Below are 25,632 nucleotides of genomic sequence, written 5' to 3' on the forward strand. Positions count from 1 at the left end.
GAGTAGGATTTTAGCATTGGTGTTGCGGTCAAGCGACTCAGCAATATTTCTCAAACGATAGGTGAGCTTGTGTTACTGGACTGGAAAACGCTCCCCTCCCTGACCGCGTTGCGCGCCTTTGATGTCACGGCGCGGCATGGCGGGTTTGCCGGGGCGGCGCGGGCATTGAACGTGACGCAGGCGGCTGTTGCTCAGCAGGTTCGTGGGCTGGAGGCCGAATTGGGCGTCAGTCTGGCCGTGCGGGCCGGTCGGACGGTGAGCCTCACGCCTGCGGGAATGCGGCTTGCGGCAGCGTTGGAACAGGGGTTCACCACGCTCGCGCAGGGTGTCGCGGAGGCACGGCAGGACGGCACCGCCCGCCCGCTGCGGATCATCGCCCGGCCCTATATGGTTGACAGGATGATCGTGCCCAACCTCGCCCAGTTCTGGCAGCGCTGTCCGGGGGTGGAGATATCGCTGCTGCCGCTGCGGGATTTTTCTGGCGTGCAGGCGGGCAGTTTTGACCTCGCCCTGCCATCGCTGGCGGAGGGGCAGACACCGGATATTCCGGGCACCACCTCCCATGTTTTCGCCCGGACAGAGGCCGTGGCCATCGCCGCCACGTCGCTTGTGGCGACGCGCGGGCGGGATCTGACCCGATTGCCATGGCTTTGGCATGAGGAGGATATGGATCTGAAACTCACGCTGATGCGCCGATGTGGCCTGCCGGTGGATGAGTTGCAACAGGCCCGCATCGGCAGCCCCAGCTTGCAGGCGGAGGCGGTGAAACAGGGCATCGGCGTTGGCCTGTTCAACGAGCGGATCGCGCGGTTTGACATTGCGCGCGGCGATGTGGTGGCCCTGCCGCTGCCGCGCGCGGCCTATCTTGTGTATTACGCGGTGTCGCCGCGTGGCCCGCAGCATCCGATGATGTCTGCCTTTCTCGAGTGGCTGCGAGAGATATTCTGAGCGCTCACACCCCCCAAACGAAAAAGCCGCCCCCGAAGGAGCGGCTTTTCTGTCAACCAGACTGAACTGGATCAGCCCTGACGCGCCTTGAAACGCGGCTGCGTCTTGTTGATCACATAGATGCGCCCTTTACGACGCACAACACGACAGTCGCGGTGGCGTCCTTTAAGGGAGCGAAGCGAATTCCGGATTTTCATCGTTCTTCTCCTACTGTGCGGCGCTGCGGTGTGCGCCGCCGCTCTCTTCTCAATGTCTGCCCCGCGAGGGGTAAATGGTGGGCGTAACTGGGATTGAACCAGTGACCCCTTCGATGTCAACGAAGTGCTCTCCCGCTGAGCTATACGCCCGTTGTGACCGCACCGGAGAGTCGCCCCTCCGCTTAGGTTCGCGGTATGTGCCATGTGGCGCGGGGAGCGTCAATATCATCTGTGAAGATTCCCCAGAGGAAATGTCATCGCCCTGCAAAGGCGGTCGCAGCCGTTGTTCACGCAGTTTTGTGCGGCTGATCCAATCGCCATCCCTGATACCTCGTATCAGGACCATTCATTTTTCTCATAGTTCCGTTAGGGTAGGGTGCGCGCAAAATGACGCAGCTCTGGGGAGAACCAAGAATGAAGCCGCTCAAAGAACCCTCTTTCCGCGAATCCGTGGAAATCATGTCAACACGGGCCATGGGCCTGATGGACCTGTCGCCCGGCCTTGCGGAGAAGATCCGGGTCTGTAACTCGACCTACACGGTCCGCTTCGGGGTGAAGCTGCGCGGCGATATCGTCACCTTCACCGGCTACCGTTCCGTGCATTCTGAACATATGGAGCCCGTGAAGGGTGGCATCCGTTTCTCGATGGGTGTCAATCAGGATGAGGTCGAGGCGCTCGCGGCCCTCATGACCTTCAAATGCGCCTTGGTCGAGACGCCCTTTGGAGGCTCCAAGGGTGGGCTGTGCATCAACCCGCGCGATTGGAACGATGAGGAGATGGAGCGGATCACCCGCCGCTTTGCCTATGAGCTGTGCAAGCGTGACCTCATCAACCCGTCTCAGAACGTGCCCGCGCCCGATATGGGCACAGGGGAGCGGGAAATGGCGTGGATCGCGGATACCTACCGCCGGATGAACACCACCGACATCAACGCCCGCGCCTGTGTGACGGGTAAGCCGCAAAACGCAGGCGGTATCGCGGGCCGGGTCGAGGCGACGGGCCGCGGCGTGCAATACGCGCTGCGCGAGTTTTTCCGGGAGCCCGCGGATGTGGCCAAGGCGAACCTGACGGGCAAACTGGATGGCAAGAAGGTTGTCGTGCAGGGGCTTGGCAATGTGGGCTATCACGCGGCCAAATTCCTCAGCGAACAGGACGGGTGCAAGATCATCGCGATCGCTGAACGGGACGGCGCGATCTTCAACGAAGAGGGCCTCGATGTGGAGGCCGTGCGCGACCATCTGATGACCACGGGTGGGGTCAAGGGCTTCCCCGATGCGACCTATGATCCGAATGGCCCGGCAGCGCTTGAACTGGAATGCGATATTCTGGTGCCCGCCGCGCTGGAAGGCGTGATCAACATGGGCAACGCGGACCGGATCAAGGCCCCCTTGGTCATCGAGGCCGCAAACGGACCGATCACGGCGGGTGCGGATGATGTGCTGCGCAAGCGCGGCATCGTGATCATTCCCGACCTTTATGCAAACGCAGGCGGTGTGACCGTATCCTATTTCGAGTGGGTCAAGAACCTTACCCATATCCGCTTTGGCCGGATGGAGCGGCGCCGGGAGGAAGCCCGCCACCAGTTGCTCGTTGACGAATTGGACCGGATCCGGGCGGACGCGCCGGGCGTGGCCCCCTTGTCGGATTTCTTCCGTAAGGAATACCTCCATGGGGCGACGGAATTGGAGCTTGTCCGCTCGGGCCTTGACGACACGATGCGCAGCTCTTTTCAGGCGATGCGCGAAGTGTGGCATGACCGGGCGGATGTCGATGATCTGCGGATGGCGGCCTATCTTGTGTCCATCGGGCGCGTTGCGGCCAGCTATCGCTCCCTCGGCCTGTAAGGGCGTTACACGCGGATTAAAGAACAGCGGCGCGGGAGGGATCCCGCGCCGTTTTGCATTCAGTCGATGGTCACGATGAACGCATCGGCAAAGCCGGCGGAGCGCGCGATCTCAAGCGCTGTTTCCGCGCTTTCCGCACTCGGGAATGGGCCAAGCTGCAAAAGTGTGAGGGCGCGTGATCCCGCGCGTGCCTCCCGCGTCACGGTCGGAATGCCCGCCAGATCGAAATTCCGCTTGTTCCGGGTGACATTGGCCGGTTCTCCAAACGCACCGACCTGCACGAACCGCCCGGATGGGCCGGGTTCTGGGGCCGGTGCGGGCGCAGTGGTCGCAGGTGGCGTCGTCGCAGGGCGCGCGACAGGCATGGGGGAGCCGGGCGTGGCCTCCGTCATTGTGGCGACGACCTGTTCCGGCGCGGGGGCCGGTGCGGCAATTGGTTCGGGCAATGGCTCTGCCGGGCGAATGACTTCCGGTTCGGATGCGGCCACCGGTATGGGCAGGGTGGCTTCCGGCACGTTGGCGACCGCCGCTGGGGCCGGGCCTGCGATATCGGGGCAAATGATATTGCCCGCCTGATCAACCTCACGGATCAGGTTCACCGCCTCCCCCGGTCGGGGCAGCGCACGCCAACACCCGTCCGAATCGCGCCATGTCACCACATCCTCTGGCGGCGGTGGCGCGGATGTGGTGGGCGCGGGCCCCGCGCAGGCCATCAGGCCCACCGCTCCGATCATAAGGGCAAGACGGGGCAGATAGGGCATGGTGCGGCTCCGATAGGGTGGCATTGGTGCCACTATGCCCCCGCGCCCCGTCTTGCATCAACCGTTCTTATCCGGCGCGTTTCGCCCCGAAATAGCGCCCGGTTCCGGTATGCAGCACCGTGTCACCCGGCTGGACTGCGCCCGGCGCGATGGCGGGCGCCCCACGGACAGCGGCGTAGTGATCCTTGAAATCCACCGCGCAGCGCGCCATCAGATCCTCGAAACTGTCGATGACGAAATAGGTCTCTTGATAGTCGTCGATCCGGTAGGCGGTTTTCATCACACGCTCCACATCAAACGCGATGCGGTTCGGGCTGTCATCCTCAAGGGCAAAGCGGATTTCCCCGGTGGAGGACAGGATGCCCGCGCCAAAGATGCGCAAACCATCTGGCCCGCGCATCAGCCCGAATTCGACCGTGTACCAATAGAGCCGGGCAAGGTTGCTCAATTGCCCCAGCTTCATCGCGCGCGCGCCTGCCCTTCCGTAGGCTTGCATGAAATCGGCATAAACCGGATCGGCCAGCAGCGGGACGTGCCCGAACACGTCATGGAAGATATCGGGCTCTTGCAGGTAATCCATTTCCGCCTCGGTGCGCAGGAACGCGCCCGCCGGGAAGCGGCGGTTTGCCAGATGATCGAAGAACACGTCATCAGGCACCAATTCCAGCACTGGAACCACCGTCCAGCCGGTCAGCGGGTGGAGTAGCTCCGACAGACGCGCCATGTCCGGCACCCCGCCCCGATCCAGCCCAAGCGTGCGCACCGCCTCCACAAAAGCCGGTGCCGCGCGCCCCGGCAAAAGGTCGCAAACCGCAGCGGCCAGCCGGTTCCAGCGGTCATGTTCGGCAGCGGTATAAGACGCCCAGCCCTGATCAATGGTGAAATCAGCGGCATGTGTAACCCCGTCAAAGCGGGCTTTTCCTTCGATGGTCATGATGCTCTCCCTGTGTTTTGATCAGTGTGCCGGAAACCAAGGGGAATGCTTTTCATATGATCCGGAATTAAATAGAAAGATGGGACATATGTTCCACAGGATAGGTAATTGTGAATGGAATTGACCGACGCAGATCGCGCGATCCTGACCGTCATGCAAAAGGACGCGACCCTATCGCTGCGCGACATCGCGGAGCGTGTGGCGATGTCCCAATCCACCGTTTGGCGGCGCATTCAGGATCTGGAGGCGCGGGGCGTGATTGCGCGGCGGGTGACCCTGCTTGATCCCGCGCGGGCTGGCATGGGGGTTTGTGTGTTCGTGCAGGTCAATTTGCGCGCGCATGACCTTGAAACCCGCAAAGGGTTTGAACGGATGGTCGCCGCCTGCCCGGAGATACTCAACTGTTACGCCGTGACGGGCGGTTTTGATTACACGCTGATCATTCGCGCGCGCAGTGTGGAAGCATTCGAGACCCTGTTGATGGAGCGTATCCTCGCCCATCCCGGTGTTGCCAATTCCGCCTCCCAGATCGCGCTGCGGGAGGTGAAACACGAAACGGCGCTGCCACTATAGAATATTTTTCATCCCAACGCGACGGAACCAGCCCGCGCGCCCGTGTCATGCCCAGATAGGTCGCAATAGGGAGCAGGGATGAACCGCCGCATGTTCATGATCGGGGTTTTGGGGATGGCATGTACAGGGCAGGCCGTAGCCCATGACGGGCACGCGGGGGCCATGCTTGAGGTCACAACCCACCGCGCGGAGGAGGCCAATGGCGCCATCACGCTGGACCTCACCCTAAGCAATACGGGCGACGCCCCGATGACCATCGCGGGATTTGCCGCACCGATTGGTGCGATCGCTGCGACACCTTCCCTGACGCTTGATGCGGGGCAAGTGCTGCACCTGACCGGCGCGGATGCGCTGGTGGTGACCGATCTGACCCGCGCGGGCGTGGGTCTCTTCACCCTGATGGTGATTTTTGACAGTGGCGCGGCTGGACCCGTCACCATTTTCATGACCTGACAAGGAGCCGTTCACATGAAGAATTCTGGCATTTATGCATCCCTCTCTCTGGCCCTTGGCCTTGCATTATCCGCCTGTGGTCCGGGTGCCGTTGCTCAGCAGGGCAGCGATCTGGCGATGATGGAGCGGCCCATCGGCCCTCGCGGCACGGGGCAGCGCCCCGCAGGGCCGCCAAGCCGGGTGCATACGGCGACGGAGGCACAGGCGGTAACGCTCGTCTCCGCCACACGTGGCGCGGGCGATCCGCAGGTCACCATCACGCAACTGGGCGACGAGATCACGATCCGCTCAAACGGCATCCCCGAGCATGAGGTGGGGCAGTTCCCCAACGCGGGCAATCCCAACAGCATTCGCGCGCAAGCCTATAGCTTTACCGTCGATGCCACACCTGTCGTGACGGCAGGGGTCACGCCCTATCGGGGTCTCTTTGGCGTCGCGATCAATGGAGTGCCCTTCGAGCCGGGCACGGCAGAAGTCTGGCAGGGGGATCGGTCCTCTGGCTGGAATTACGATGCGCTGGGCGGCGCCATCGCGCTGGGGCTTGATGCGAATTATGCCCATGTGCAGCCGACCGGGGCCTATCACTACCACGGCCTGCCCATCGGGTTGATGCAGGATGAGGGGTGGACGCAGTCAAGCCATTCGCCGCTGTTGGGCTATGCCGCTGACGGCTTCCCGATCTATGCGCTGACGGGCGTGGTGGAGGGGGAGGTGCGCATGGTTACGTCCTCTTATGCCCTGAAATCGGGGGAGCGGCCGGGCGGATCGCAGCCCACGGGCGTTTATGACGGCACCTTCGTACAGGATTGGGAATATGTGGCCGGGCTTGGCTCGCTCGATCAATGCAATGGGATGATGACCACATCCGCCGATTATCCGGGCGGCACATATGCCTATTTCCTGACCGACACCTATCCCTACATCCCGCGGTGCCTTGTGGGTGACGCGGACCCCAGCTTCTCCCGCCGCTGACCCCTTAAGGCCGGGAGCAAGCCCCGCGCCCGAGACCCCCATGTTTCCACTCGGGCGCGGGAAACCCTTGCCGCATCGCGGCACCTGTGGCTGAGTGGCGCAAAAGGGGAGGGCGACCATGAAGCTGGCCGATCTTGACGTGATCACCGTGGGAAATCCGCCGCCCGGTTTCGGGGGGCGGTATTTCCTGTTCGTGAAGGTCACGACCGCCTGCGGCATCATCGGCTGGGGGGAGGTCTATGCCGCCACGGTCGGCCCCAAGGCGATGGAGGCCGTGATCCGTGACGTGTTCGAGCGGCATATGGAGCGCACCCACCCGCGTGATGTGGAGTTGATGTATCGCCGCGTCCATTCCGCCGGGTTTAGCCAACGCCCCGATCCGACCGTCATGGGCGCGTTCTCCGGTCTGGAGATGGCCTGTTGGGACATCTGGGGCAAGGCGCTGGGCCAGCCGGTCTGGGCGCTGTTGGGTGGCCGGATGCGGGTTCGGGTGCGGGCCTATACCTACCTCTATCCCGATCCGGCGGAGGACGCGGGCGCGTTCTATGCCTCCCCCAGTCGCGCGGCGGAGGTTGCGGATCAGTTCGCATCTCAAGGGTTCACGGCGGTCAAATGCGACCCGGCTGGCCCCTACACGATCCATGGCGGGCATCAGCCGGGTCTGGCCGATCTCTCCCGTTCAGAGGCGTTCTGCGCGCAGATCAGGGAGGCCGTCGGGGACCGCGCCGACATCCTGTTCGGCACCCATGGCCAGTTCACCCCGTCGGGGGCCATCCGCATGGCGGAGCGGATCGCGCCCTTCTCCCCCCTCTGGTTTGAGGAGCCGTGCCCGCCCGATACGCATCCTGATGACCTTGCCCAAGTGGCGCGCGCCACGTCCATCCCGGTGGCAAGTGGTGAGCGGCTCACGACCAAGGTGGAGTTCGCGGCACTGCTGCGCGCGGGGGCCGCGTCGATCCTGCAACCGGCGCTGGGCCGCGTCGGTGGCATCTGGGAGGCGCGCAAGATCGCGGCGCTGGCTGAAAGTTACGGCGCGCAGATGGCGCCGCACCTCTACGCCGGGCCGATCGAGTTTGCCGCCAATATCCACCTTGCCACGGCGATCCCGAATGCGCTGATCGCGGAAAGCATCGGGGATGGCCGGGGGTTTCATGCCGATCTCGTGGATCGTCCCCTCTATGTGGAGGACGGGCATGTCACCCCCTCCATCGAGCCGGGTCTGGGCCTGTCGGTCAATGAGGACGTGGCCCGCGCGCATCCCTATACTGGCGACGGGCTACATCTGATGATGGCCGAAGAGCCGATCCGCTATGACGCGGCGCGCCCCAGCTTTGGCCGCGGTGACGGCTGACCGGTTGCATCTGGCGCGACCCCGGATTTGGCGATACATCGGGGCAACCGAAGAATGAGGAGCACCCGGTGTCTGAAAAGATTTTCGAGATTTGGACGACCCCCGCCCGACGCTGGATCGGTGTCGGCTCCATCAGCCTTTTGGGGTTGTTGCTACTCTATGTTTTGCTGTCCTCCCCACCGCCGGGGCTGGGCTGGCCGGTGCTGATGGTTGGGATGATGGCGGTGTGTTACTGGCAGGCATGGCGGATGCACATTGCGGGCCAACGGCGCATCCAGCTTTATGAGGATGGGCTTTACCTTGATACCGGGGAGATGCTCGCCCCGCTTGACGGGATCGAGAGCATTGATCGCAGTATTTTCACCTTCAAACCCTCCGGTGGATTTGTGCTGGTGATGCGCGAAAAGCAGAAACGCCGGACCATGCCGGGCCTGTTCTGGATCACCGGTCGGCGCATCGGGATTGGGGGCACAGTCCCGGGGTATCAGGCGCGTGGCATGGCCGATCTCATTGAGGCGATGCTGATGCAGCGGGATCAGGGCATCTGATATGTGGCGGCCTGTTCTCGCGACCGTTCTTGTTCTGGCGCTCGCGGGCTGTGTGGCCCCCGGACGGACGCTCCAGATTGACCCGGAACTCGACTATGAAAATGCCGTTTTGGAGGGATTTCCGGCCGCGATCCGGTTCTGGGGCGATCTTGATCCGGGAATAGATACGCTTGTGGAGACGACGCTGTCGGCCCGCGCGGCAAGGCGAGACCGGGGCGATACCACGCTTGATGTGCTTGCCATTTCGTCTGGCGGAGCCAATGGCGCGTTTGGCGCGGGCATCCTGCGCGGCTGGACAGAGGCGGGCAATCGCCCGGAATTCGATGTGGTCACGGGGGTTTCCACCGGGGCCATCATCGCGCCTTTTGCGTTTCTTGGGCCGGAATATGATGACGATCTGGAGCGGTTCTATACCTTTACCCGCACCTCTGATCTGTTGGATTTCACATTCTTTCAGGCGCTGCGCGGTGGCCCGTCGCTGACGGATACGACGCCGTTGCGTGAAATCATGGAGCAATCGGTGACGCCCGAGTTGCTGCAAGCCATCGCGGCGGAACATGCCAAGGGGCGCAGGCTCTTGATCGGGTCCACCAATCTTGATGCGCAGCGCCCGGTGATCTGGGACATTGGCGCGATCGCGTCCTCTGGCGCGCCGGGGGCCGTGGATTTGGTGCGCAACGTGATCCTTGCCTCCTCCGCTATTCCCGGTGTGTTCCCGCCGGTGGAGTTCGCGGTGCGCTCCAATGGCGACCTTTATGGGGAATTGCATGTGGACGGCGCGGTTACGCAAGAAGTGTTCGTTCTGCCGCGCAATCTGACGCTCGCAGAGCTAGAGCGCGTGCGCGGTGGTCCGTTCGCCAAGCGCCGCATCTGGATCATCATGAACACCAAGATCGAGCCGGAATATGCGCCCACGCGTGGCCGACTGTTCGACATCACCCAGCGCACCATCCAAACGCTCGTGAAATCGCAGACACAGGCCAATATCCTGCGGATCGAAAACCTTGCCCTGCGGGGGGAGGCCGATCTCGCTTTCGTCTCGATCCCGTCGGATTACGTGGCCGAGGCGGAGGAATTGTTCGATCCGGTGGCGATGCAATCGCTGTTCCAGCTTGGCCGCACGGTCGGGGCGCGCACCGATGTGTGGCGCCGCTCCCTCAACACGCCGCAAGAGCCGGTGCCGCGCGCCCGGCCCGCCGGGCTTGGCGGCTGATCAGAAATCGGTCGGCGCGCCGCCCTCGGATTTGCGGCGGGCAACGAAGCTCGCCAATTCCTCACGGATCGCGTCCTCCATCGGTGGGGGCTGGAATTCGGCAAGGATGTCTTTCCAGACTTTATTTGCACGCTCCGCAGTCCAGACGGCCCCGGCCTCCTGCCACGCTTCATAATTGCGCCAATCGCTGAGGAACGGGGAATAAAACGCCTCCTGATACCGATCCTGCGTGTGCTGCACGCCAAAGAAATGGCCATCCGGCCCCACTTCACGAATGGCATCAACGGCGAGGTCCGCTTCGGTCGTCGCGGTGATCGCGCTTTCAAAATAGCGCTCGAATTGCTGCAGAATCTCGCAATCCATCACGAATTTTTCGTAAGACGCGATCAACCCGCCTTCGAGCCAACCCGCTGCATGATAAACAAGGTTCACGCGCGAATTCACCGCCGCCCAGAGCGAATTCATGGATTCCCACACCGCCTGACCATCCGGTGCGTTTGACGCGCAGGCATTGGAGGCGCGCAGCGGAAGGCCGTAGAACCGCGCCATTTGCCCGGTCATCTGGGTCGCGCGCACATATTCAGGTGTGCCAAAAGCGGGCGCGCCGGTTTTCATGTCCACGTTTGAGGTGAAGGTGCCCATGACACAGGGCGTGCCGGGGTTGAGCCATTGAAAGAGCGCGATCGCGGCCAGACATTCGGCCACCGATTGCACCACAGCGCCCACCATCGTGACCGGCGCCATCGCCCCGGCCAGCGTGAAGGGCGTCACCACCACCGGCTGGCCCAGCTTCACAAACCGCATAGAGCCGTCAAGCATTGGCCAGTCATGTTTCAGCGGGCTGGAGGAGTTGATATTGGTGTAGAGCCGCGGTTCGCTGAAGAACGTGTCGTGATCCATGCCCGACGCGATGCGGGCCATCTCCATCACGTCATCCACCCGTTCCGGACCCAGCGAATAGGCATGCACCACCTTGTCTGTCAGTGTGAGCTTGGCCTCTAGGCAGTCAAGGTGACGGACGGAGGCGTGAATATCCACCGGCTCCACCGGATAGCCGCCGGCCACATGGATGCAGTTGAAATACTGGGTCATTTTGAGCAAATCGCTGAAGCTCTCGAAATCTCCGACCCGGCGTCCCCGGTCCAGATCCATCACATTCGGCGGGGAGGAGACATTGACGAAGGCCATGTTCTTGCCGCCGAGCCGGATTGCACGGTCCGGGTTGCGGGGGGTGATGGTGAATTCAGCGGGGGCTTTGGCCACCATCTCCATCACGAAATCACGGCCCATGCGGACATTCTGCCCTTCAACAATGCAGCCCGCCGCTTTGAGATGCGCGACCGCGTCGTCATTGAGAAATTCGATCCCGATTTCTTCAAGCACGCGCATCGCGGCATTGTGCACGGCCTGCACCCCGGCCTCATCCAGGGGTTCTGTCGGGTGATCCGGATTGATGACCTGCCGCCATGTGAGTTGCTCAATGGCACTGGCGGAAGTGCGGCGCGCGTTTCCGGCACGCCCCCCGCTGCGGCGGTTTTTGCGGTCTTGCATGGTCACGGTCGAAGTCCCCTCGGTCTTGGCTGTCATTAGCATGGGGCAGGAGGGAGGGGATTCTGTGCATTGCGCGACACCAGATGTCGCTTTTCAGATCAGATAGGTCGTTGTCACGGATGGTCAGAGAGCCAATGCGGCAAATGGCTGATATCGGGCAGCACGACATCGGCCATCGGGGACAGGATATCCTCGGTCGAGGGGCCGGACAGCACGCCGATTGTGACCATGCCAATGGCGCGGCCCGCCGTGAGGTCATAAACGCTGTCGCCCACCATCGCGATCCGGTCGGGGGCCAATGCCATCTGCTCGGCAAAGGCGCGCTGCATCCCGCTGCCGGGTTTGGCCCCGAAACCGCTGTCATATCCGGCAACAAAATCAAACATGCCCAACAGGTTGAACCGATCAAGATGCGCGCGCGCCGCGGCTTCGGAATCATTGGTGGACAGGCCAATTTTCAGTCCCGTCTGGCGCAATGTGCTCAACAACGGGATCAGCGGCGCGGCAGGCGTCAGCGGCATGTCATCCGCCGCGGTATCAAGCTGCCGCTGAAGGAGGCAGACATCGGTGCCCGGCAAGTACCGGCTCAGCAAGGCGGCCATGTCTTCACTCGATGCCATCGCAACCGGGCTGTCTGGTGCAAACCGGTCCGTCGCCGGATCATAGCGCAATTCGGAGGCCAACGCGTCCGAGATGGAGCGATCCGCCTGCCGCGCAAGTTTCCCGATCAATTGGCTGAACCACATTTCCCATTGGGAGGTGATACGAAACAAGGTCCCGTCTTTATCAAACAGAATGGCGTCAACCCGCTGATTGTGACGAGCACTTGAGTGTTTCATTGTCGGGCACCATCATAACCGGCAGCCCGAAACAGGATAATCATTATGTCCAAGCCCCCAAGGCCACTTCGCTCCGACTACCGGCATATGTCCGCCATCACACCGCGTTGGCGGGACAACGATGTCTATGCGCATGTTAATAATGCTGTTTTTTTCGAATATGTCGACACGGCAGTGAACGGATGGATCATTGAATATGGCGGGTTGGCTGTGCCGCATGGGCCAGTGGTGGGCCTTGTGGTGCATTCCGAATGCCAGTTTTTCGCGGCGCTGCGCTTTCCCCGCCCCGTGCATACAGGGCTGCGGGTGGACCGGCTCGGCTCCAGTTCCGTGACCTATGGCGTCGGGTTGTTCGATGGGGACGCGGAGGAGGCCGCAGCAGCGGCCGCTTTCACCCATGTTTATGTCGATGCGCAAACCCATCGTCCGGTGCCGATACCAGATATGTTTCGCCATGCGCTTGAAGGGTTGAGGATTGGCTGATGTGCGGGCGGTTCCTGCTCAATACGATGCAATCGGAGGTCGCCCGCGCCTTTGACGCGGTCGAAAAGCTGCCGCCGCGCCGCGATCCCCTCCCCGATATTCGCCCGACCCAGACCATCGCGGTCGTCCGATCCGGGGAGGATGCGCGGGTGCTGGCTCCGATGCGCTGGGGGTTTATGCCGGACTGGTACGCGCATTGGGATGATGGGCCGCTTTTGATTAACGCGCGCTCCGAAACCATCGCGGAGAAGCCCGCTTTTCGTGCGGCGTGCCGGGCGCGGCGATGCCTGATCCCGGCCAATGGATTTTACGAATGGCAATCCGTGCCCCATGGCAAACGGGTGCATCATTTGGCACCCGCAGGCGAGGCTCTGTTCGGATTTGCGGGCATCTGGCAGCCGGGCCGCTCCAAAGAGGGCCGCGAGATGGACACCGTCGCCATCGTCACCTGCGCAGCACCCGCGCCATTGTCGCATATTCACGCGCGAATGCCCGTGGTGATCCCTGCTGACGGGTATGGCCTGTGGCTGGGGGAGGAAGGGCACGGGGCCGCGCGCCTGATGGCCGCGGCGCCGGATGATTTCTGGCAGGTCACCCCAGATCGCGGCCCGCCTGACGCCAAGCCGCGGCTGCTTTAGGACAAGGCGACTTCCAGATGGGGCACCAGCGCCTCCCATGTCTCCGCCAGATAGGGGGTGTCTTCGGGGGCGGGGATCACGGCGCGCGCCTCATCACAGCCGACAAAGTGATGGGTGGCGACCGTCGGCGCGTGTTTTCGCGCGCTGCGCACCTGTGACGGGCTGTCATCGACAAAGGCTACTGGCGCGCCGACACGCTCCGCCAGATGATGCAACACTGGCCCTTTGCCCCCGTGATTGGTCAGGACGGGGTAGGGGATGCCATGGGCGCGCAGGTTCTGCTCACGCATGGATTTGGCGTGATGGGGGAGGTTCGTCAGCACCACGATCTGGGCCTGATCGGAAAGGTGGGACAGCGCGCGAGCGGCCCCGGTGATCGCCTCCATCCCGGCGGTGCGCTCCTGAAAATAGGCGTCGATCAGGGCAAGTGCGGTGGCGCGATCCCCGACATGGCCTTGGCTGCGGTGATGCAGCGCGGCCTCAAGGCTGTATTCCGTCAGCCGCAAATCCCAGCCTTGCGCGCCCACATAATGCCTAAAATCCCGCAGAAAATACACCAGCACCTCATCCGCATCGACCACCAAAAGCGGTTTGCCCGGCTCAAGGCTCAGCGTTTCCAACTGAGGGCGGATTTGGTCATTCAGCATTCGTGTCACGTCCAATGCTGAATTTGGCCACCCGGAAGTGCTGCGCGCGCCTGTGCCGGTTTCATGTAATCGAGCCCCTTATCATCGCAAAACGCGATCAAAGCGGCCTCATCCTGCAACAGAAAGTCCAGAATGAAGCCAAGGATTTCGGGCTGCTCCATCGCGTTGCGCAGATCATCAATGCCGACGCCGGTTTGCGCCATGAAGGGCATGAGCCGGTCTTCATCCGCCGCCATCCAGGACAATGCGGTGATCGCGAGTGTTTCTGCGGAGGATTGGTTCATTCTGCCTACCTAGAGAATTCGCCCGAATTTGCAAACGGGTCATTAACACATGCGTATTAGTCTCCCCGAACGGGCTGCGGCAAGTCATCCGCACTCGGATTTCGTGGGGCAGTGTGTTTGGAGAGAACATGCCGGGGCGCATTCTGATCGTCGATGATGTGGCGACTAACCGATTCCTGATCAAGGCGAAGCTGACTGCCGCCTATTATGAGGTCATGGTCGCCTCGAACGGTGTGCAGGGCATGACCATCGCACGGGGTGCTCAGCCCGATCTGATCCTGTTGGACGTGAACCTGCCCGACATGTCCGGCATTGATATGTGCGCAAAACTGAAACGCGATCCGGTCACAGCCGATATTCCGGTTGTGATGATCACGGCAGGCGGGGCGGCTGAAACGCGAGTTCAGGCGCTCGATGCGGGCGCGGATGATTTTTTGCTCAAACCTTTGGACGAGGTCACGCTTTTGGCGCGGGTGCGCAGCCTGATGCGCATGAAACTGGTGATCGACGAATTGCGTGTGCGCGACGAATCGGGTGCGGCCCTTGAGGTCAGTTCGATGGAGCAGGAACGCCCGTCGCGCGGCCTGACGGCGGAGCGTGTGGCGGGGCGGCGCGTGATGGTCGTGCCCCATGACCCGTCCGAGGCCCTTGAATGGATCCCCGCCGCACGGGAGCGGTTGGGTCTGGTGATTGAGGTGGGGCAAAGCATGTCGATGGTGCTCAATACGGTTGCCATCAATCCGCCCGATGCGCTTGTTGTCCATCGGGAGGTGTTTGGCTCCGAAGATGGCCTGCGGCTGATCGCCAAACTGCGCGCGGATCGCAACGCACGCGGCTCTGCCATCCTGCTCACGCTCGCGGCGGATGATGTGCAGACCGCGGCGCTGGGCCTTGATGTGGGTGCGAATGACTATATCCAGGCGCCCTTTGACCCGATGGAGATGGTGGCGCGATTGCGATTGCAGGTCCGGCGCAAGGTGTTCTCTGACCGGTTGCGCAGCAGCGTGCGCGATGGCTTACGGCTTGCCGTGATTGATCCGCTGACCGGCGTGCATAACCGCCGCTATCTGCGCAACCACCTCAACACCATGTTTCAGGACGGGCGGCATCACGGTGGCAATCTGATCGTGCTGGTGATGGATCTGGACCGGTTCAAGATGGTGAATGACCGCTTCGGGCATGGCGCTGGGGATAAGGTTCTGTGCGAATTTGCCAACCGGCTCACCGACAATGTGCGCGGCGTTGATCTGGTGGCCCGGATCGGGGGGGAGGAGTTTTGCCTCGTCATGCCCGATACCGGGCTCAAAACCGCGATCCGCGCGGCGGAACGGATGCGCCGCGCGATCTGTGATCAGCCGTTTTTGCTGCCGGATGGCACCGACCTGAAGGTGACCGTCAGCATTGGCGTGGCGGAATCGACCGGCAAGGAGCTTGATCCAGAGGAATTGCTGGATGCCGCCGATCGCGCGCTTTACGCGGCCAAGAATGCCGGGCGCAATCGCGTCACACTCGCGGGCGCGGCTTAACGCTGCTCACGCGGGGGGCGCTCTCCGTCCTCCCGACGATCCCGCCCGTCGCGGCCCGCGCCGGGGCGACGCTCCCGCAGGCTTTGCGCATAGGCTTCACGCTCCGCCAGGGTCATGCTCTCCAACGTATCAAGAAGGGCTGATTGCGACAGATCGAACACCGCGTTGATCCGCACGCGCTGCTCTGACAGCACCCGGTCCATCGCGTCCCGATCAAACGGATCACTCAAGAGCGCTTGTTGCAGAGCGCGCCCGGCCAGCACCCGCTCCCGCGGGCTTTGCCGTTGCCCGTCGAGACGGCTGCGCAGGACTTGACGCAGGTCATCGCGCCGCGCGTCGGGCAGGCTCTGGGTCAATTGGCGCAGGCTTGGCGGCGCGGGCGGCGTGCCGCCACTATCGGGATTGCGCAAGAACGCGCCCGCCACCACGCCCACCACCAACAGATTGACGCAGACCGATCCGACCAGCGCAATCTTGAGCCATTTCTGCGATGCGGTGCCCATGCTCTACCCTTCCGTCGCGAATGTATCGACAAGGTCGAGGTCAAATTCCTCGACCCCGCTCCAGCCAGTGCCCTCATCCGAATAGGAGAGGCTGATCCCGCCCGCGATTGCGCCCGGATCGGCATATCCAACCCCGATCCCGATCACCATGGCCGTGGCCATCGCGGCCACCGCGCCGCCCATGCCCTGAAACCATCCCGCGAAGCTGAACCGCGGCCTTGGCGTGGGGGCGGCGACGATCACCCGCCGGGCCGCGGCCACCTCTGCGGCGTCCGCCGTGACCCGTTCGAGAAACTGGGTGGATGGCGCCGGGCTGGCCTCCTCGGCAAAGAGGTCCGCGAGGAAAGCATCCTCTGACCGATCCTGTGGTGTCCGTGTCATAACGCATCTCCCATCGGGCGCAGTTGCGCGGCAAGTGCCCGTTTGCCGCGCGCCAGCAGGCTTTCGACCGCATCAACGCTCAGCTCCATGATATCCGCAATCTCAGGATTGGCGAGGTCGTCCAGAAACCGCAGGCTGACGGCGAGCCGCTGCCGCTCGGGCAGGGTGGCGAGGGCCGCGTGGAGTGCCGCCGCACGGCTTTGCGTTTGCAGCCGCGCCTCCACCGAGGGTGCCTCATCAATCTGTTCAGGGGCCGCGTCCAGCGGTTCGGAGCGGGCGCGGCGCAGCCGGTCAATGCACAGGTTCGACGCCACACGGTAGAGCCAGGTCGAGAGTTTCGCCCCACCCGCCTGCCAGTCCGCCGCTGTTTTCCACAATCGCATCAATGCCTCCTGTGCCACGTCCTCTGCCTCTGCCCGGTCGCCCAGCATCCGGTATCCCAGCGCGATCAGACGGCTTGCATGCCGCGTGGTCAGCGCCCGTGCAGCCGATTGATCCCCCATCGCGTATCGTGCGACGAGGGTGTCATCATCGACATCCGGGTAGGGATCGTTCGGGGTCATCACCACTCATCACATCTTTATTCCGGTTGGGCGGATCGTCAGGATAGGGACGATCCGCCAACGGGTCACGCGATCAATCAGCCGCGGTTGCCGCCACGCTCGCCGCCGCGCTCTTCGCGGCGCTCTTGCCGTTCCTCGCGGCGGTCTTCGCGCGCGGCCTGATGGGCTTCGGCTTCGGCCGTGCTGATTGCGCCATCGCCATCGGCATCGACACGCTCGATCAGGCGATTGGGATCGCCGCGCCGGATTTCATCGACGGACAACGTGCCGTCGCCATCCGTGTCGCCCCGCTCAATGGCGCGTTCCGCGCGCTGTTGTGCCCGCTCGGCGGCGGCTTCGGTCGCGCGAGCGGTGAGTTCCTCGACGCTCAATTCGCCATCGCCATTGGTGTCGGCATCGGCAAAGCGCGCATTGGACAGCGCGGTCAGCTCTTCTGCGGTGACAAAGCCGTCGCCATTCGTGTCAGCGGCTTCAAAATCGAAGCCAGCGCGGGCGCCGCGCTCCTGCGCGATACTGGGCAACGCGGTGCCCAGCATCAGGGCGGTCATCAGGGCGAGTGTCATCTTGGATGTGGTTTTCATAGCGGGTCTCCTGCCTAGGGTTTTCTATCTCAGGACAGAGCGGCCATTCCGCCCGTGTCATAGCGTTGCACGCAAGGCGCGTTTGGTTCCGTCGCCATTTGCGCGAAAAAAATTTCATGGCCCCGCCGCAGGGGGGGAGGCCCAGGCGGGGTTGAACCCGGCGCGGGCCGGGCGTACCGCTTACGGGTTGAGCAAGAAGGAGCGTCAGAATGCGGCCATCCGACAGAGTGTTGTCCCTCCCCGATCCCGCCGGAAACGCATGGGCGATCTTTGAGCGGGCGCGCGCGATGCAAGAGGCGGGGCGGCCCGTCACCATGCTCTCCATCGGGGATCACGACCGGACGACCCCGGCGGCCCTGCTCGATCAGATGGCGCAAAGCGCCCGCGCGGGGAACACCGGCTATGCGCCGGTGCCGGGTGCTGCTGCCTTGCGCGCCGCGATTGCCGCGCGTGCGGCACGGATCACGGGGGCCGCGACGACGCCCGAGGAGGTGACCGTCACGCCGGGTGGGCAATTTGCGCTCTATGCCGCGTTGATCGCCACGCTCGATCCCGGTGATCGGGTTGTGATGATCGACCCCTATTATGCGACCTATCCGCTGACCATCCGCGCGGCCTCCGGCACCGCCGTGATCTGCCCCGCCGACCCTGACCGGGGGTTTCAGCCTGACCTTGCCGCGCTGGCCGAGGCCGCGAAAGGCGCGCGCGCCCTTCTGATCAACAGCCCGAACAATCCCACGGGCGCGGTGTATTCGGCCGAAACGCTCCACGGTATCGCGGAGATTTGCCGGAAAGAGGACCTCTGGCTGATCTCTGACGAGGTGTATGACAGCCAGATATGGGACGGCAAAACCCATCTCAGCCCGCGCAGCCTGCCCGGCATGGCGGAGCGAACGATCGTCATCGGCTCCCTGTCGAAAAGCCATGTGATGACCGGCTCCCGTCTGGGATGGATGATCGCGCCGCGTGCCGTGATCGCGCCGCTCTGGGAATTCCAGATCGCCACGACCTATGGCGTGCCGGGCTATACTCAGGACATGGCCATGCACGCGCTGACCCATGGCGACGCCATCGCCGCGGAAGTCACCGCGACCTATGCCGCGCGGCGCGACATGGCGGTGCGGCTCTTTGAGGGGGCCAATGCCGTGCGCCTCTCTCCGCCGGAGGGGGCGATGTATGTGATGCTGGATGTGCGGGCGACGGGGCTGTCGGGCGTCACCTTTGCCGAGCGATTGCTCGACACCCACGCGATTGCCGTCATGCCGGGGGAGGGCTTTGGCGCGGCGGCAGCCGGGCATGTGCGCGTCGCACTGACGGTCGAGGATGCGGCCCTTGCCGAGGCGCTCGTCACCCTGCGCCGCTTTGCTGACGCGCTTTAGCGCAGAAAGGCCGCGAACGCGGTCTTGCCGGTCGGGGTGAAGGTGATGACGCGGCTTGCCGCCGCGCGCCGGACCCAGCCCATTTCCTCAAACCGGGTCAACACGGCCTGTCCCAACCCGCCGCCAAGGTGATGACGCCTGACGCTCCAATCCAGACAGGCGCGGCAGACCGGGCGGCGCTTGGCCCGGAGCGCGGCGATATCCACGCCCAAATCCTCGAACGCCCGCGCCCCGGTATCGGTCAGGACGGGGCCATCCGCGATCCAGCCCTTGCGCTGCATATGATCGTAAAGGGCCACGCCCTGCGCCCCGGCGAGGTGGTCGTAGCAGACGCGCGCATACCGCAGCGCCGGGTCCGCCGGGCCGGGCCGAGTGCGCCGCCCACCGCGCCGCTCCGCCACGGTCATCAGCGCCTCCAGCACGGTGGCCACGTCCCCATCGGCAAGGCGCAGATAATGGTGGCGGCCCTGCACCTCCCGCGCTGTGAGGCCCGCGGCCTCCAGCTTGGCGATATGGGCGCTGGCGGTCTGTTTGGTGACGCCTGCCTCCGCCGCAAGTTCGGTCGGGGTGAGGGCTGCGCCGTCCATCAGCGCGGTCAGCATCGCGGCGCGCGCCGGATCACCGATCAGGGCTGCGATGCGTGCAATATCCGGTCCGTCTTTCATGGTTCGACCGTAGCCGAACCATCTGCCCCGCACAATCGTGCACAAGGGGACAGCACAAGACAAAGGAGACACCAGATGCTGACCTGTATCATCCGCTATGAAATCGACCCTTACAAACGGGACGCCTTCACCACCTATGCACAGAATTGGGGGCAGGCGATCCCGCGTTGCGGGGCTGACCTGATCGGCTATTTTGCGCCGCATGAGGGCACGACGACCACCGCCTATGGCATCTATCAGATCCCATCGCTTGCCGCTTATGAAGCCTATCGCGCGCGGCTCGCCGATGATCCTGTGGGCCGGGAAAACTACCTCTTTTCGCAAAAGGAGCGTTTCCTCCGCCGGGAGGATCGGCAATTCTACACCCTCGCCTCAGCCCCGCACGGAGCCACCACATGATCGCTGTCATCTTTGAAGTCACGCCTGCCGATGGGAAACGCGGCACCTATCTTGACCTTGCCGCACAGATGCGCCCGATGGTGGAGGAGGTGGAGGGGTTCCTCTCCGTCGAGCGGTTCGAGAGCCTGACCACACCCGGAAAGCTCCTGTCCCTGTCCTTTTTCGAGGATGAAGCCGCGATTGAGCGGTGGCGCAAGCTCGCCGCGCACCGGTCTGCGCAATCGAAAGGGCGCGGTGGGCTGTTCGACGATTACCGCCTGCGGATCGCCCATGTCATGCGGGACTATGGCCTTCACGACCGGGACCAAGCGCCAGCGGACAGCCGCAGCGTCCATGATGGTGACGGTTAGCTTTTCGCTTTGCCGATATGCCGCCCGCCGCCTATGCTGAGCGGATGAACAGAACAACAGTGACATCCGGGGATGTGGCGCGGCTCGCCAAGGTATCGCAATCAGCGGTGAGCCGGACCTTCACGCCGGGTGCGAGCGTTTCGGCCAAGACCCGCGAAAAGGTGGAGGCCGCCGCGCGGGAGTTGGGCTACCGCCCCAATGCCCTCGCGCGCGCGATGATCAGCGGACGGTCGCGGACCATCGCGCTGTTGGTCGCCTATCTCGACAACCAGTTCTACCCCATCGTGCTGGAGCAGTTTTCCCGCGCGGTGCAGGATCGCGGCTATCGCGTGCTGTTGTTCATGACCGATCCGGGCAATCAGGACGCGGTGGTTGAGGACATGATGCAATATCAGGTGGAGGCTGTGGTCATGGCCTCCGCGACGCTCTCCACCGGATTGGCGCAGGAATGCGAGCGGGCGGGGATACCCGTAGTGTTGTTCAACCGCTATGTGCCCGGCTCCCCGGCAAGTTCGGTGACCACGGATAACCGCGCGGGCGGGCGGCTGGTCGCCGATTTGTTCCTGCGCGCCCAGCATGAGCGCATCGCCTATATCGCGGGCGCGGAAGACAGCTCAACCAACCGCGACCGGGAGTTCGGCTTTCTTGAAGGATTGGCGGCAGGGGGCAAACATCTGCATTCCCGCGCGGTGGGGGGCTATACGTTCGCGCAAGCCGCTCAAGCCGCGCGCACGCTGTTCACCCAGAAAGAGCGGCCCGATGCGGTGTTTGTCGGCAATGACCACATGGCGTTTGCCGTGCTTGATGTGCTGCGCCATGAGCTTGATCTTGTGGTCCCGCGCGAAGTGTCCGTCGTTGGCTTCGACAATGTGCCGGAATCGGGCTGGAAAGGGTATGACCTGACCACCGTGGAACAACCCGCCGATGCGATGATCCGCGAAACCGCCCGCATCCTGTTCCGCCAGCTAGAAGAGCGGCAGGTGGAGAAAGAGGACGCCGTGCTGCCCTGCCGCCTGATCGAGCGGGGCACGACGCATCAATTCGACGAAACCGGAGCGCCGCGTCACCGCTAGGAGCGGGTCTCGCTGCGCCGTGCCATGATTTCCTGCTCCAGTCCCTTACGGTCGGATTGGACGCGGTCGAACATCTCCGTCAATCTGGTGGGGCGCTCGTCATACTGGCCGCTCCAGCGAATGATCTCGATCAGGATCGGGGCCAGATCGTATCCTTTCGGCGTCAACTGATAGAGGAAGCTGCGGAAATTATCCGGGTCGCGCCGCTTCACGACGATGCCGTCCGCTTCCAGCTGTTTCATCCGATTGGCGAGGATGTTGGTCGAGATGCCCTCATCCGCGGCAAGGAATTCGCCATAGGTCGATTTCCCGCGAAACAGCATTTCCCGAATGATGAGCAGGGTCCACCGGTCACCAAAGGTGTCCAATCCAAAGGTCACGGGGCAGCCCGAGGGGCGTTTGTCATCTGAAGCACTCATGAGAGAACGATAAATTTTCCACTTGCGTTTTGCAAGTTGAATTCGTAGGCCATATCAACTTGCAAAACGCAAGTTGATGAAATGACTCGTAACCCACATCAGGAGAACCATCCGATGACCCATCCAAAAGACACATCGTCCAAGGGCGATTGGACCCGTCGCGACGCAATGACGGCTGTTGCGGCCACCGCAGCCGCTGCCTCTTTGCCGGGCTTTGCTGGCGCGCAAGAGGCCCCGGCACGCCCGCAACCCGGCGCGTTCGTCTATACCGAAGTGCAAATTTCCATCCCGTTCGACGATGCCCCCTGGACCGCCGTCAGCGACGCGATCCTTCAACAGCCCGGTTTCCTGAACAAGACATGGCTGTCTGGCCTCGGTACAGGGTCGCTCGGTGGGTTTTATGCCTTTGACAGCGTGGAGAACGCCCAGCGGTTCGTGAAAGACTACTTCCCCGGTGAAGCGCGCGGATTTGGCGTGGCCCATACCAGCCGGATTTTCGATGCGACCGTGGTGGCAGAGGCCAGCCTTGACCTTGCATCCCCTCATTTCGGGGATACGCCGGCGCAGGAGCCGGGCGCGTTCGTCTATACCGAAGTGCAGGTCAACGTGCCGTTTGGTCAGGCCCCATGGCGTGATCGCAACCCGCTCTTGCGCGCCACGCCCGGCCTGATCGCGAAAACATGGCTGAGCGGCGTGAACACTAACACGCTGGGCGGGCTGGATGCGTTCGACACGCTGGAGAACGCAAAAGCCTTTGCCATCGACGCGTTCCCGCAAACGGCGGCGCGGATGAACGCGGCGTTCTACACCCGGATTTTCGACGCCCGCACGACCGAGACGGCAAGCCGGTATCTCAACTCTCCCTACTATTCCTGAACCCCAGCTTACAAAGGATCAAACACATGAAACTGAATGGCCGAACTCTTGCCCTGTCGCTGTCTCTGGCGCTTGCGGGCAGCCTTTCCATCGCGTCCACCGCACAAGCGGAGGAATGCTTCCCGCTTGGCGGTGTGGGTATTCCCAACTTCTTTTTTGAAGGGGAGGGGCAGCCGATGATCATCTCCGCCGCGCTGACGGGCACGGTGCAGAACGCGGCGGGCAAAATTCTGGCCCAGCGGGAAACCGCAACGGGGCTGGAGATGGACCTTGAGCATTATTTCGGGCGCACCGATGGCGGCGCGTTCCTGACCAAGGATCTGGCCGTACTGACCGCCGTACCGGAAAAGCCGGGCCGCTACATGATCGAGATCACCTATGACATTCAGGATGGCACGACCCGTGGCACGCTTGAAGGGGTTTCCGGTCAATTCAACAGCTACGGATTGGTGGACCTGCGCGACCCCAATGACCTGCAAGGCTTGGTCCGCTACAGCGGCGAGATTTGCCGCTGATCTGCTAGAATGAGAAGGGCGGGGGTCAGTGTGCCTGACCCCCGCCCTTTTTCGTATCGTAAAGATCACGCGGCCCATTGGCCCCCCTTGCCGATCCTGTCGCAGCACGGGGAGCCAACAAAGCCTGCTCCGATCAGATGGAAACAGTCTCATAGCTTTGGCCAGTCACCCAGCGCGCGGCGGCCTCACTCACCCGACGGCCAAGGTATTCGGCGGTCCGCAGGTCAGACCCGGCAGGGGCGACTTCCGGTCCCACATCGGCATTCGCCTGCGACATCGCGCCGATGAAACCGGCAAGCCGGTTGAGGTCTTCTGGGGAGCCTTCGCTGGAATGGTTGCCCGGCGGCAGCCCCAGCCCGACCCAGATCATTCCGTGCTGCATCGCAAAGAGGTTGATCTGTTGCAGCGTCGACAGCTTGTCCCCGCTCATCCCTGCCGAATTGGTGAAGCCCGATGCGACCTTGTTGGCCCAACGGCCCTCCATCCAGCGCGCCGCCGTCGCGTCGAGAAACGCCTTGAACTGTGCCGAACCGCTGGCGAAATAGGTTGGCGTGCCAAAGATGATCGCGTCCGCCGCGTCGAGAACATCCCAGTTTTTCTCATAGTCTTCGACCGGGATCAGGGTGACATCCGCCCCCGCGACGGCACTCGCCCCCTGCCGAACCGCCTCGGCCTGAACCGCCGTATGGCCGTAGCCGCTGTGATACACGATAGCAATTTTTGCCATTTCGAACTCCATTTTGGTTTGGCGTCCGCCCGATTGGCCGGGACCGCCGTTGGTGACGACGGCAAAATAGGTATCAAGTTATGTTTGGATAGTAGGTTTCTTGTGGATACCAGCAATCTGTGGTATCCGATCGGATACCCAAGGAGCCGCCATGTCCCTACGCAAACGCAAGAACCATTCCCCGAAACCGCCGCAGGACTGCCCGCTTTTGACCTGCACCTCCGTCATTGGCGGGGCGTGGACGCCAAGCATCATCTGGTATCTCAGCGGCGGGCCGCGCCGGTTTACCGAACTCAAGGGAGACATCCCGCCGATCACCGCACGGGTGCTGACCAAACGGTTGCGCGAGTTGGAAGAGCAAGGGATCGTGGATCGGCACGTCATGCCGACCTCCCCACCATCGGTGGAATATACGCTCACGGATTTGGGGCGCGAATTGCTGCCCGCTATTCAGGCGATTGTCGATGTGGGCACACGGCTTCAGGCCCTAGGCGCGCAGGACGCACCCCGCTGACCGCGATGCGTCCTGTTGAGAATGGGTGCGGTTACTCCGCCGCCATGGAGACGCCACCTTCGGTGGCATAAGCCGCCCGCACGAAACTGGCGAGCCGTGCCGCCAGCGTCTGATTGGCCCCTTTGGCAACATAGAGATTGATGAGGATATCGGGCAGCGCTGGCAGCGCGCCGCCATGCCGTACTTCCTCCATATACGCAGGCGTGGAGCCGCCAACCGCCGCATGAACCGCCAGATCGGCGGAGACGGACGCCTCGACGGTACGGGTCGAGTCGCTCTCGACCGCCATTTCCCACGGGATTTCGACGGTATCGAGCGCGCTTTGAACGCTGGCGCGGAAAATGCACGCATATTCGAACGCGAGCCGCAGCGGGCGCTGCCGCCACGCGGTGCCACCCGGCGCGCCGACCCAAACAAGGTTTTTGGTGGCGAGCGTTTCGCCGCCCCGGTCCACGGCACTTTCGGTGGTCATGATAAGATCGACCTCACCGCGCGCCATCTGCGCCTTCAACCCCTTCGTGTAGCTGGAAATGAGTTGCACCTTGACCCGAGGATACGCCGCCGCGAACCGGTGCAAAACCGCCGGGATATGCGGATAGACGATGTCATGGGGCACGCCCAGCACGATTTCCCCCTCATAGGCCTGATCGGTCATGCGTGACCACACTTCATCATTCAGCGTGAGGATCCGGCGGCCATAGCCTAAAAGCTGCTCGCCCTGTGCCGTCAGCGACACACCCCGGCCTGATCTGTCAAACAGTGGCTGGCCAAGCGCCTCTTCCAAGCGTTTGATCTGCATCGACACGGCGCTTTGCGTGAGGTGAAGCTGTCCGGCTGCGCGCGTGACGCCCCCGCATTCGGCCACGGTGACAAAGGACCGGAGCGCGGTCATATCCAGATTGCGGGGCATTTTAATCACTCCTC

General features: G+C 63.0%; 33 protein-coding genes and 1 tRNA gene. 18 read left to right on the top strand and 16 right to left on the bottom strand.

Translation table 11 applies throughout. The features are described from left to right. Positions 1-69: 69 nt before the first annotated feature. Positions 70-948: a LysR substrate-binding domain-containing protein gene (locus tag FHS89_RS07665; RefSeq protein WP_184010230.1), complete on the top strand. Its 879-nt coding sequence runs from the start codon at positions 70-72 to the stop codon at positions 946-948. A gap of 71 nt (positions 949-1,019) precedes the next feature. On the opposite strand, the gene ykgO is transcribed toward FHS89_RS07665, so the two are convergent. Continuing rightward, positions 1,020-1,145 (bottom strand): type B 50S ribosomal protein L36, encoded by a 126-nt coding sequence (gene ykgO / locus FHS89_RS07670; protein ID WP_184010233.1) that lies wholly within the window; start codon positions 1,143-1,145, stop codon positions 1,020-1,022. Positions 1,146-1,220: 75 nt separating this feature from the next. Further along, positions 1,221-1,295: transfer RNA gene (locus tag FHS89_RS07675), tRNA-Val, on the bottom strand. Between the two features lie 264 nt (positions 1,296-1,559). Between FHS89_RS07675 and FHS89_RS07680 the strand changes: the two genes are divergently transcribed. Continuing rightward, positions 1,560-2,990, top strand: a complete 1,431-nt coding sequence (locus tag FHS89_RS07680) for a Glu/Leu/Phe/Val family dehydrogenase (RefSeq protein WP_184010236.1) — start codon at positions 1,560-1,562, stop codon at positions 2,988-2,990. Between the two features lie 59 nt (positions 2,991-3,049). Here FHS89_RS07680 and FHS89_RS07685 read toward each other — a convergent pair whose 3' ends face one another. Both FHS89_RS07685 and phhA read right to left on the bottom strand, forming a co-directional pair. Continuing rightward, complete coding sequence (locus tag FHS89_RS07685; RefSeq protein WP_184010239.1) at positions 3,050-3,751, bottom strand: SPOR domain-containing protein; 702 nt, start codon at positions 3,749-3,751, stop codon at positions 3,050-3,052. Between the two features lie 67 nt (positions 3,752-3,818). Continuing rightward, on the bottom strand, positions 3,819-4,685 hold the full coding sequence (gene phhA, locus FHS89_RS07690) for a phenylalanine 4-monooxygenase (protein ID WP_184010242.1): 867 nt from the start codon (positions 4,683-4,685) through the stop codon (positions 3,819-3,821). 114 nt (positions 4,686-4,799) lie between these two features. Here phhA and FHS89_RS07695 point away from each other — a divergent pair, with 114 nt between their 5' ends. The 6 genes from FHS89_RS07695 (at position 4,800) to FHS89_RS07720 (ending at position 9,795) form a co-directional block, all read left to right on the top strand. Beyond that, a complete protein-coding gene (locus tag FHS89_RS07695; RefSeq protein ID WP_184010246.1) occupies positions 4,800-5,258 on the top strand; it encodes an Lrp/AsnC family transcriptional regulator in 459 nt (152 codons plus the stop codon). 78 nt (positions 5,259-5,336) lie between these two features. Next, the gene (locus FHS89_RS07700; protein WP_184010249.1) at positions 5,337-5,711 is read left to right on the top strand and encodes a hypothetical protein; all 375 of its coding nucleotides are present in this window, start codon (positions 5,337-5,339) and stop codon (positions 5,709-5,711) included. A gap of 15 nt (positions 5,712-5,726) precedes the next feature. Then, entirely contained in the window at positions 5,727-6,683 is a 957-nt protein-coding gene (locus FHS89_RS07705) for a YHYH protein (RefSeq protein WP_184010252.1), read from the top strand. Between the two features lie 118 nt (positions 6,684-6,801). Further along, positions 6,802-8,034, top strand: a complete 1,233-nt coding sequence (locus FHS89_RS07710) for a mandelate racemase/muconate lactonizing enzyme family protein (protein WP_184010253.1) — start codon at positions 6,802-6,804, stop codon at positions 8,032-8,034. A 68-nt stretch (positions 8,035-8,102) separates the two neighbouring features. After that, entirely contained in the window at positions 8,103-8,582 is a 480-nt protein-coding gene (locus FHS89_RS07715; protein WP_184010256.1) for a hypothetical protein, read from the top strand. Between the two features lies 1 nt (position 8,583). After that, a complete protein-coding gene (locus FHS89_RS07720; protein ID WP_184010259.1) occupies positions 8,584-9,795 on the top strand; it encodes a patatin-like phospholipase family protein in 1,212 nt (403 codons plus the stop codon). On the opposite strand, the gene FHS89_RS07725 is transcribed toward FHS89_RS07720, so the two are convergent. Beyond that, a complete protein-coding gene (locus FHS89_RS07725; protein WP_184010262.1) occupies positions 9,796-11,346 on the bottom strand; it encodes a trimethylamine methyltransferase family protein in 1,551 nt (516 codons plus the stop codon). It abuts the gene before it with no gap. 113 nt (positions 11,347-11,459) lie between these two features. Further along, complete coding sequence (locus FHS89_RS07730) at positions 11,460-12,185, bottom strand: HAD family hydrolase (RefSeq protein WP_184010265.1); 726 nt, start codon at positions 12,183-12,185, stop codon at positions 11,460-11,462. Positions 12,186-12,230: 45 nt separating this feature from the next. Here FHS89_RS07730 and FHS89_RS07735 point away from each other — a divergent pair, with 45 nt between their 5' ends. After that, complete coding sequence (locus FHS89_RS07735) at positions 12,231-12,668, top strand: acyl-CoA thioesterase (protein WP_184010268.1); 438 nt, start codon at positions 12,231-12,233, stop codon at positions 12,666-12,668. Next, the gene (locus FHS89_RS07740; RefSeq protein ID WP_184010270.1) at positions 12,668-13,306 is read left to right on the top strand and encodes an SOS response-associated peptidase; all 639 of its coding nucleotides are present in this window, start codon (positions 12,668-12,670) and stop codon (positions 13,304-13,306) included. Before FHS89_RS07735 ends, FHS89_RS07740 begins: the two co-directional genes overlap by 1 nt. On the opposite strand, the gene FHS89_RS07745 is transcribed toward FHS89_RS07740, so the two are convergent. Next, positions 13,303-13,953 carry a hypothetical protein gene (locus FHS89_RS07745; RefSeq protein ID WP_184010273.1) on the bottom strand — a complete coding sequence of 217 codons (651 nt, stop codon included), beginning with the start codon at positions 13,951-13,953 and terminating at the stop codon, positions 13,303-13,305. The two genes, FHS89_RS07740 and FHS89_RS07745, sit on opposite strands and share 4 nt — an antisense overlap. A gap of 5 nt (positions 13,954-13,958) precedes the next feature. Beyond that, positions 13,959-14,237 (bottom strand): DUF3572 domain-containing protein, encoded by a 279-nt coding sequence (locus FHS89_RS07750; RefSeq protein WP_184010276.1) that lies wholly within the window; start codon positions 14,235-14,237, stop codon positions 13,959-13,961. 128 nt (positions 14,238-14,365) lie between these two features. Here FHS89_RS07750 and FHS89_RS07755 point away from each other — a divergent pair, with 128 nt between their 5' ends. Next, complete coding sequence (locus FHS89_RS07755; protein WP_184010279.1) at positions 14,366-15,763, top strand: PleD family two-component system response regulator; 1,398 nt, start codon at positions 14,366-14,368, stop codon at positions 15,761-15,763. Here the strand turns inward: FHS89_RS07755 and FHS89_RS07760 are convergent. The 4 genes from FHS89_RS07760 to FHS89_RS07775 form a co-directional block, all read right to left on the bottom strand. Continuing rightward, positions 15,760-16,266 carry a periplasmic heavy metal sensor gene (locus tag FHS89_RS07760; protein WP_184010282.1) on the bottom strand — a complete coding sequence of 169 codons (507 nt, stop codon included), beginning with the start codon at positions 16,264-16,266 and terminating at the stop codon, positions 15,760-15,762. The two genes, FHS89_RS07755 and FHS89_RS07760, sit on opposite strands and share 4 nt — an antisense overlap. A 3-nt stretch (positions 16,267-16,269) precedes the next feature. Continuing rightward, the gene (locus FHS89_RS07765) at positions 16,270-16,647 is read right to left on the bottom strand and encodes a hypothetical protein (RefSeq protein ID WP_184010285.1); all 378 of its coding nucleotides are present in this window, start codon (positions 16,645-16,647) and stop codon (positions 16,270-16,272) included. Beyond that, positions 16,644-17,213 (bottom strand): RNA polymerase sigma factor, encoded by a 570-nt coding sequence (locus FHS89_RS07770; protein WP_425502783.1) that lies wholly within the window; start codon positions 17,211-17,213, stop codon positions 16,644-16,646. The genes FHS89_RS07765 and FHS89_RS07770 overlap by 4 nt, the downstream gene beginning before the upstream one ends. 74 nt (positions 17,214-17,287) lie before the next feature. After that, on the bottom strand, positions 17,288-17,791 hold the full coding sequence (locus FHS89_RS07775; protein ID WP_246413669.1) for an EF-hand domain-containing protein: 504 nt from the start codon (positions 17,789-17,791) through the stop codon (positions 17,288-17,290). Positions 17,792-18,000: 209 nt separating this feature from the next. On the opposite strand from FHS89_RS07775, the gene FHS89_RS07780 reads away from it, so the two are divergent. Then, the gene (locus FHS89_RS07780) at positions 18,001-19,170 is read left to right on the top strand and encodes a pyridoxal phosphate-dependent aminotransferase (protein WP_184010290.1); all 1,170 of its coding nucleotides are present in this window, start codon (positions 18,001-18,003) and stop codon (positions 19,168-19,170) included. Here FHS89_RS07780 and FHS89_RS07785 read toward each other — a convergent pair. Further along, complete coding sequence (locus tag FHS89_RS07785) at positions 19,167-19,835, bottom strand: ArsR/SmtB family transcription factor (RefSeq protein WP_184010293.1); 669 nt, start codon at positions 19,833-19,835, stop codon at positions 19,167-19,169. The two genes, FHS89_RS07780 and FHS89_RS07785, sit on opposite strands and share 4 nt — an antisense overlap. A gap of 75 nt (positions 19,836-19,910) precedes the next feature. On the opposite strand from FHS89_RS07785, the gene FHS89_RS07790 reads away from it, so the two are divergent. From FHS89_RS07790 to FHS89_RS07800, 3 genes are read left to right on the top strand one after another with little or no spacing between them, the layout of a single operon-like run. After that, positions 19,911-20,234, top strand: a complete 324-nt coding sequence (locus FHS89_RS07790) for an NIPSNAP family protein (RefSeq protein ID WP_184010296.1) — start codon at positions 19,911-19,913, stop codon at positions 20,232-20,234. Next, positions 20,231-20,584, top strand: a complete 354-nt coding sequence (locus FHS89_RS07795; RefSeq protein ID WP_184010299.1) for an antibiotic biosynthesis monooxygenase family protein — start codon at positions 20,231-20,233, stop codon at positions 20,582-20,584. Before FHS89_RS07790 ends, FHS89_RS07795 begins: the two co-directional genes overlap by 4 nt. Positions 20,585-20,628: 44 nt before the next feature. Beyond that, positions 20,629-21,657: a LacI family DNA-binding transcriptional regulator gene (locus FHS89_RS07800; protein ID WP_184010301.1), complete on the top strand. Its 1,029-nt coding sequence runs from the start codon at positions 20,629-20,631 to the stop codon at positions 21,655-21,657. On the opposite strand, the gene FHS89_RS07805 is transcribed toward FHS89_RS07800, so the two are convergent. Next, positions 21,654-22,076, bottom strand: coding sequence for a winged helix-turn-helix transcriptional regulator (locus tag FHS89_RS07805; RefSeq protein ID WP_184010304.1), 423 nt, complete (start codon positions 22,074-22,076; stop codon positions 21,654-21,656). The two genes, FHS89_RS07800 and FHS89_RS07805, sit on opposite strands and share 4 nt — an antisense overlap. Before the next feature lie 81 nt (positions 22,077-22,157). On the opposite strand from FHS89_RS07805, the gene FHS89_RS07810 reads away from it, so the two are divergent. Together FHS89_RS07810 and FHS89_RS07815 are read left to right on the top strand one after the other, a co-directional pair. Then, positions 22,158-22,952, top strand: coding sequence for a YdhR family protein (locus FHS89_RS07810; RefSeq protein WP_246413671.1), 795 nt, complete (start codon positions 22,158-22,160; stop codon positions 22,950-22,952). 26 nt (positions 22,953-22,978) lie between these two features. Continuing rightward, complete coding sequence (locus FHS89_RS07815; RefSeq protein WP_184010308.1) at positions 22,979-23,467, top strand: hypothetical protein; 489 nt, start codon at positions 22,979-22,981, stop codon at positions 23,465-23,467. A 133-nt stretch (positions 23,468-23,600) separates the two neighbouring features. Here FHS89_RS07815 and FHS89_RS07820 read toward each other — a convergent pair whose 3' ends face one another. Next, a complete protein-coding gene (locus tag FHS89_RS07820; RefSeq protein WP_184010311.1) occupies positions 23,601-24,194 on the bottom strand; it encodes a flavodoxin family protein in 594 nt (197 codons plus the stop codon). Positions 24,195-24,345: 151 nt separating this feature from the next. On the opposite strand from FHS89_RS07820, the gene FHS89_RS07825 reads away from it, so the two are divergent. Continuing rightward, entirely contained in the window at positions 24,346-24,708 is a 363-nt protein-coding gene (locus FHS89_RS07825) for a winged helix-turn-helix transcriptional regulator (protein ID WP_184010313.1), read from the top strand. A 31-nt stretch (positions 24,709-24,739) separates the two neighbouring features. Here the strand turns inward: FHS89_RS07825 and FHS89_RS07830 are convergent, their stop codons facing one another. After that, positions 24,740-25,618: a LysR family transcriptional regulator gene (locus FHS89_RS07830; protein ID WP_184010316.1), complete on the bottom strand. Its 879-nt coding sequence runs from the start codon at positions 25,616-25,618 to the stop codon at positions 24,740-24,742. Positions 25,619-25,632 lie beyond the last annotated feature (14 nt).

Origin of the sequence: Rubricella aquisinus, from assembly GCF_014199445.1 — a bacterium.
GTDB lineage: Bacteria > Pseudomonadota > Alphaproteobacteria > Rhodobacterales > Rhodobacteraceae > Rubricella > Rubricella aquisinus.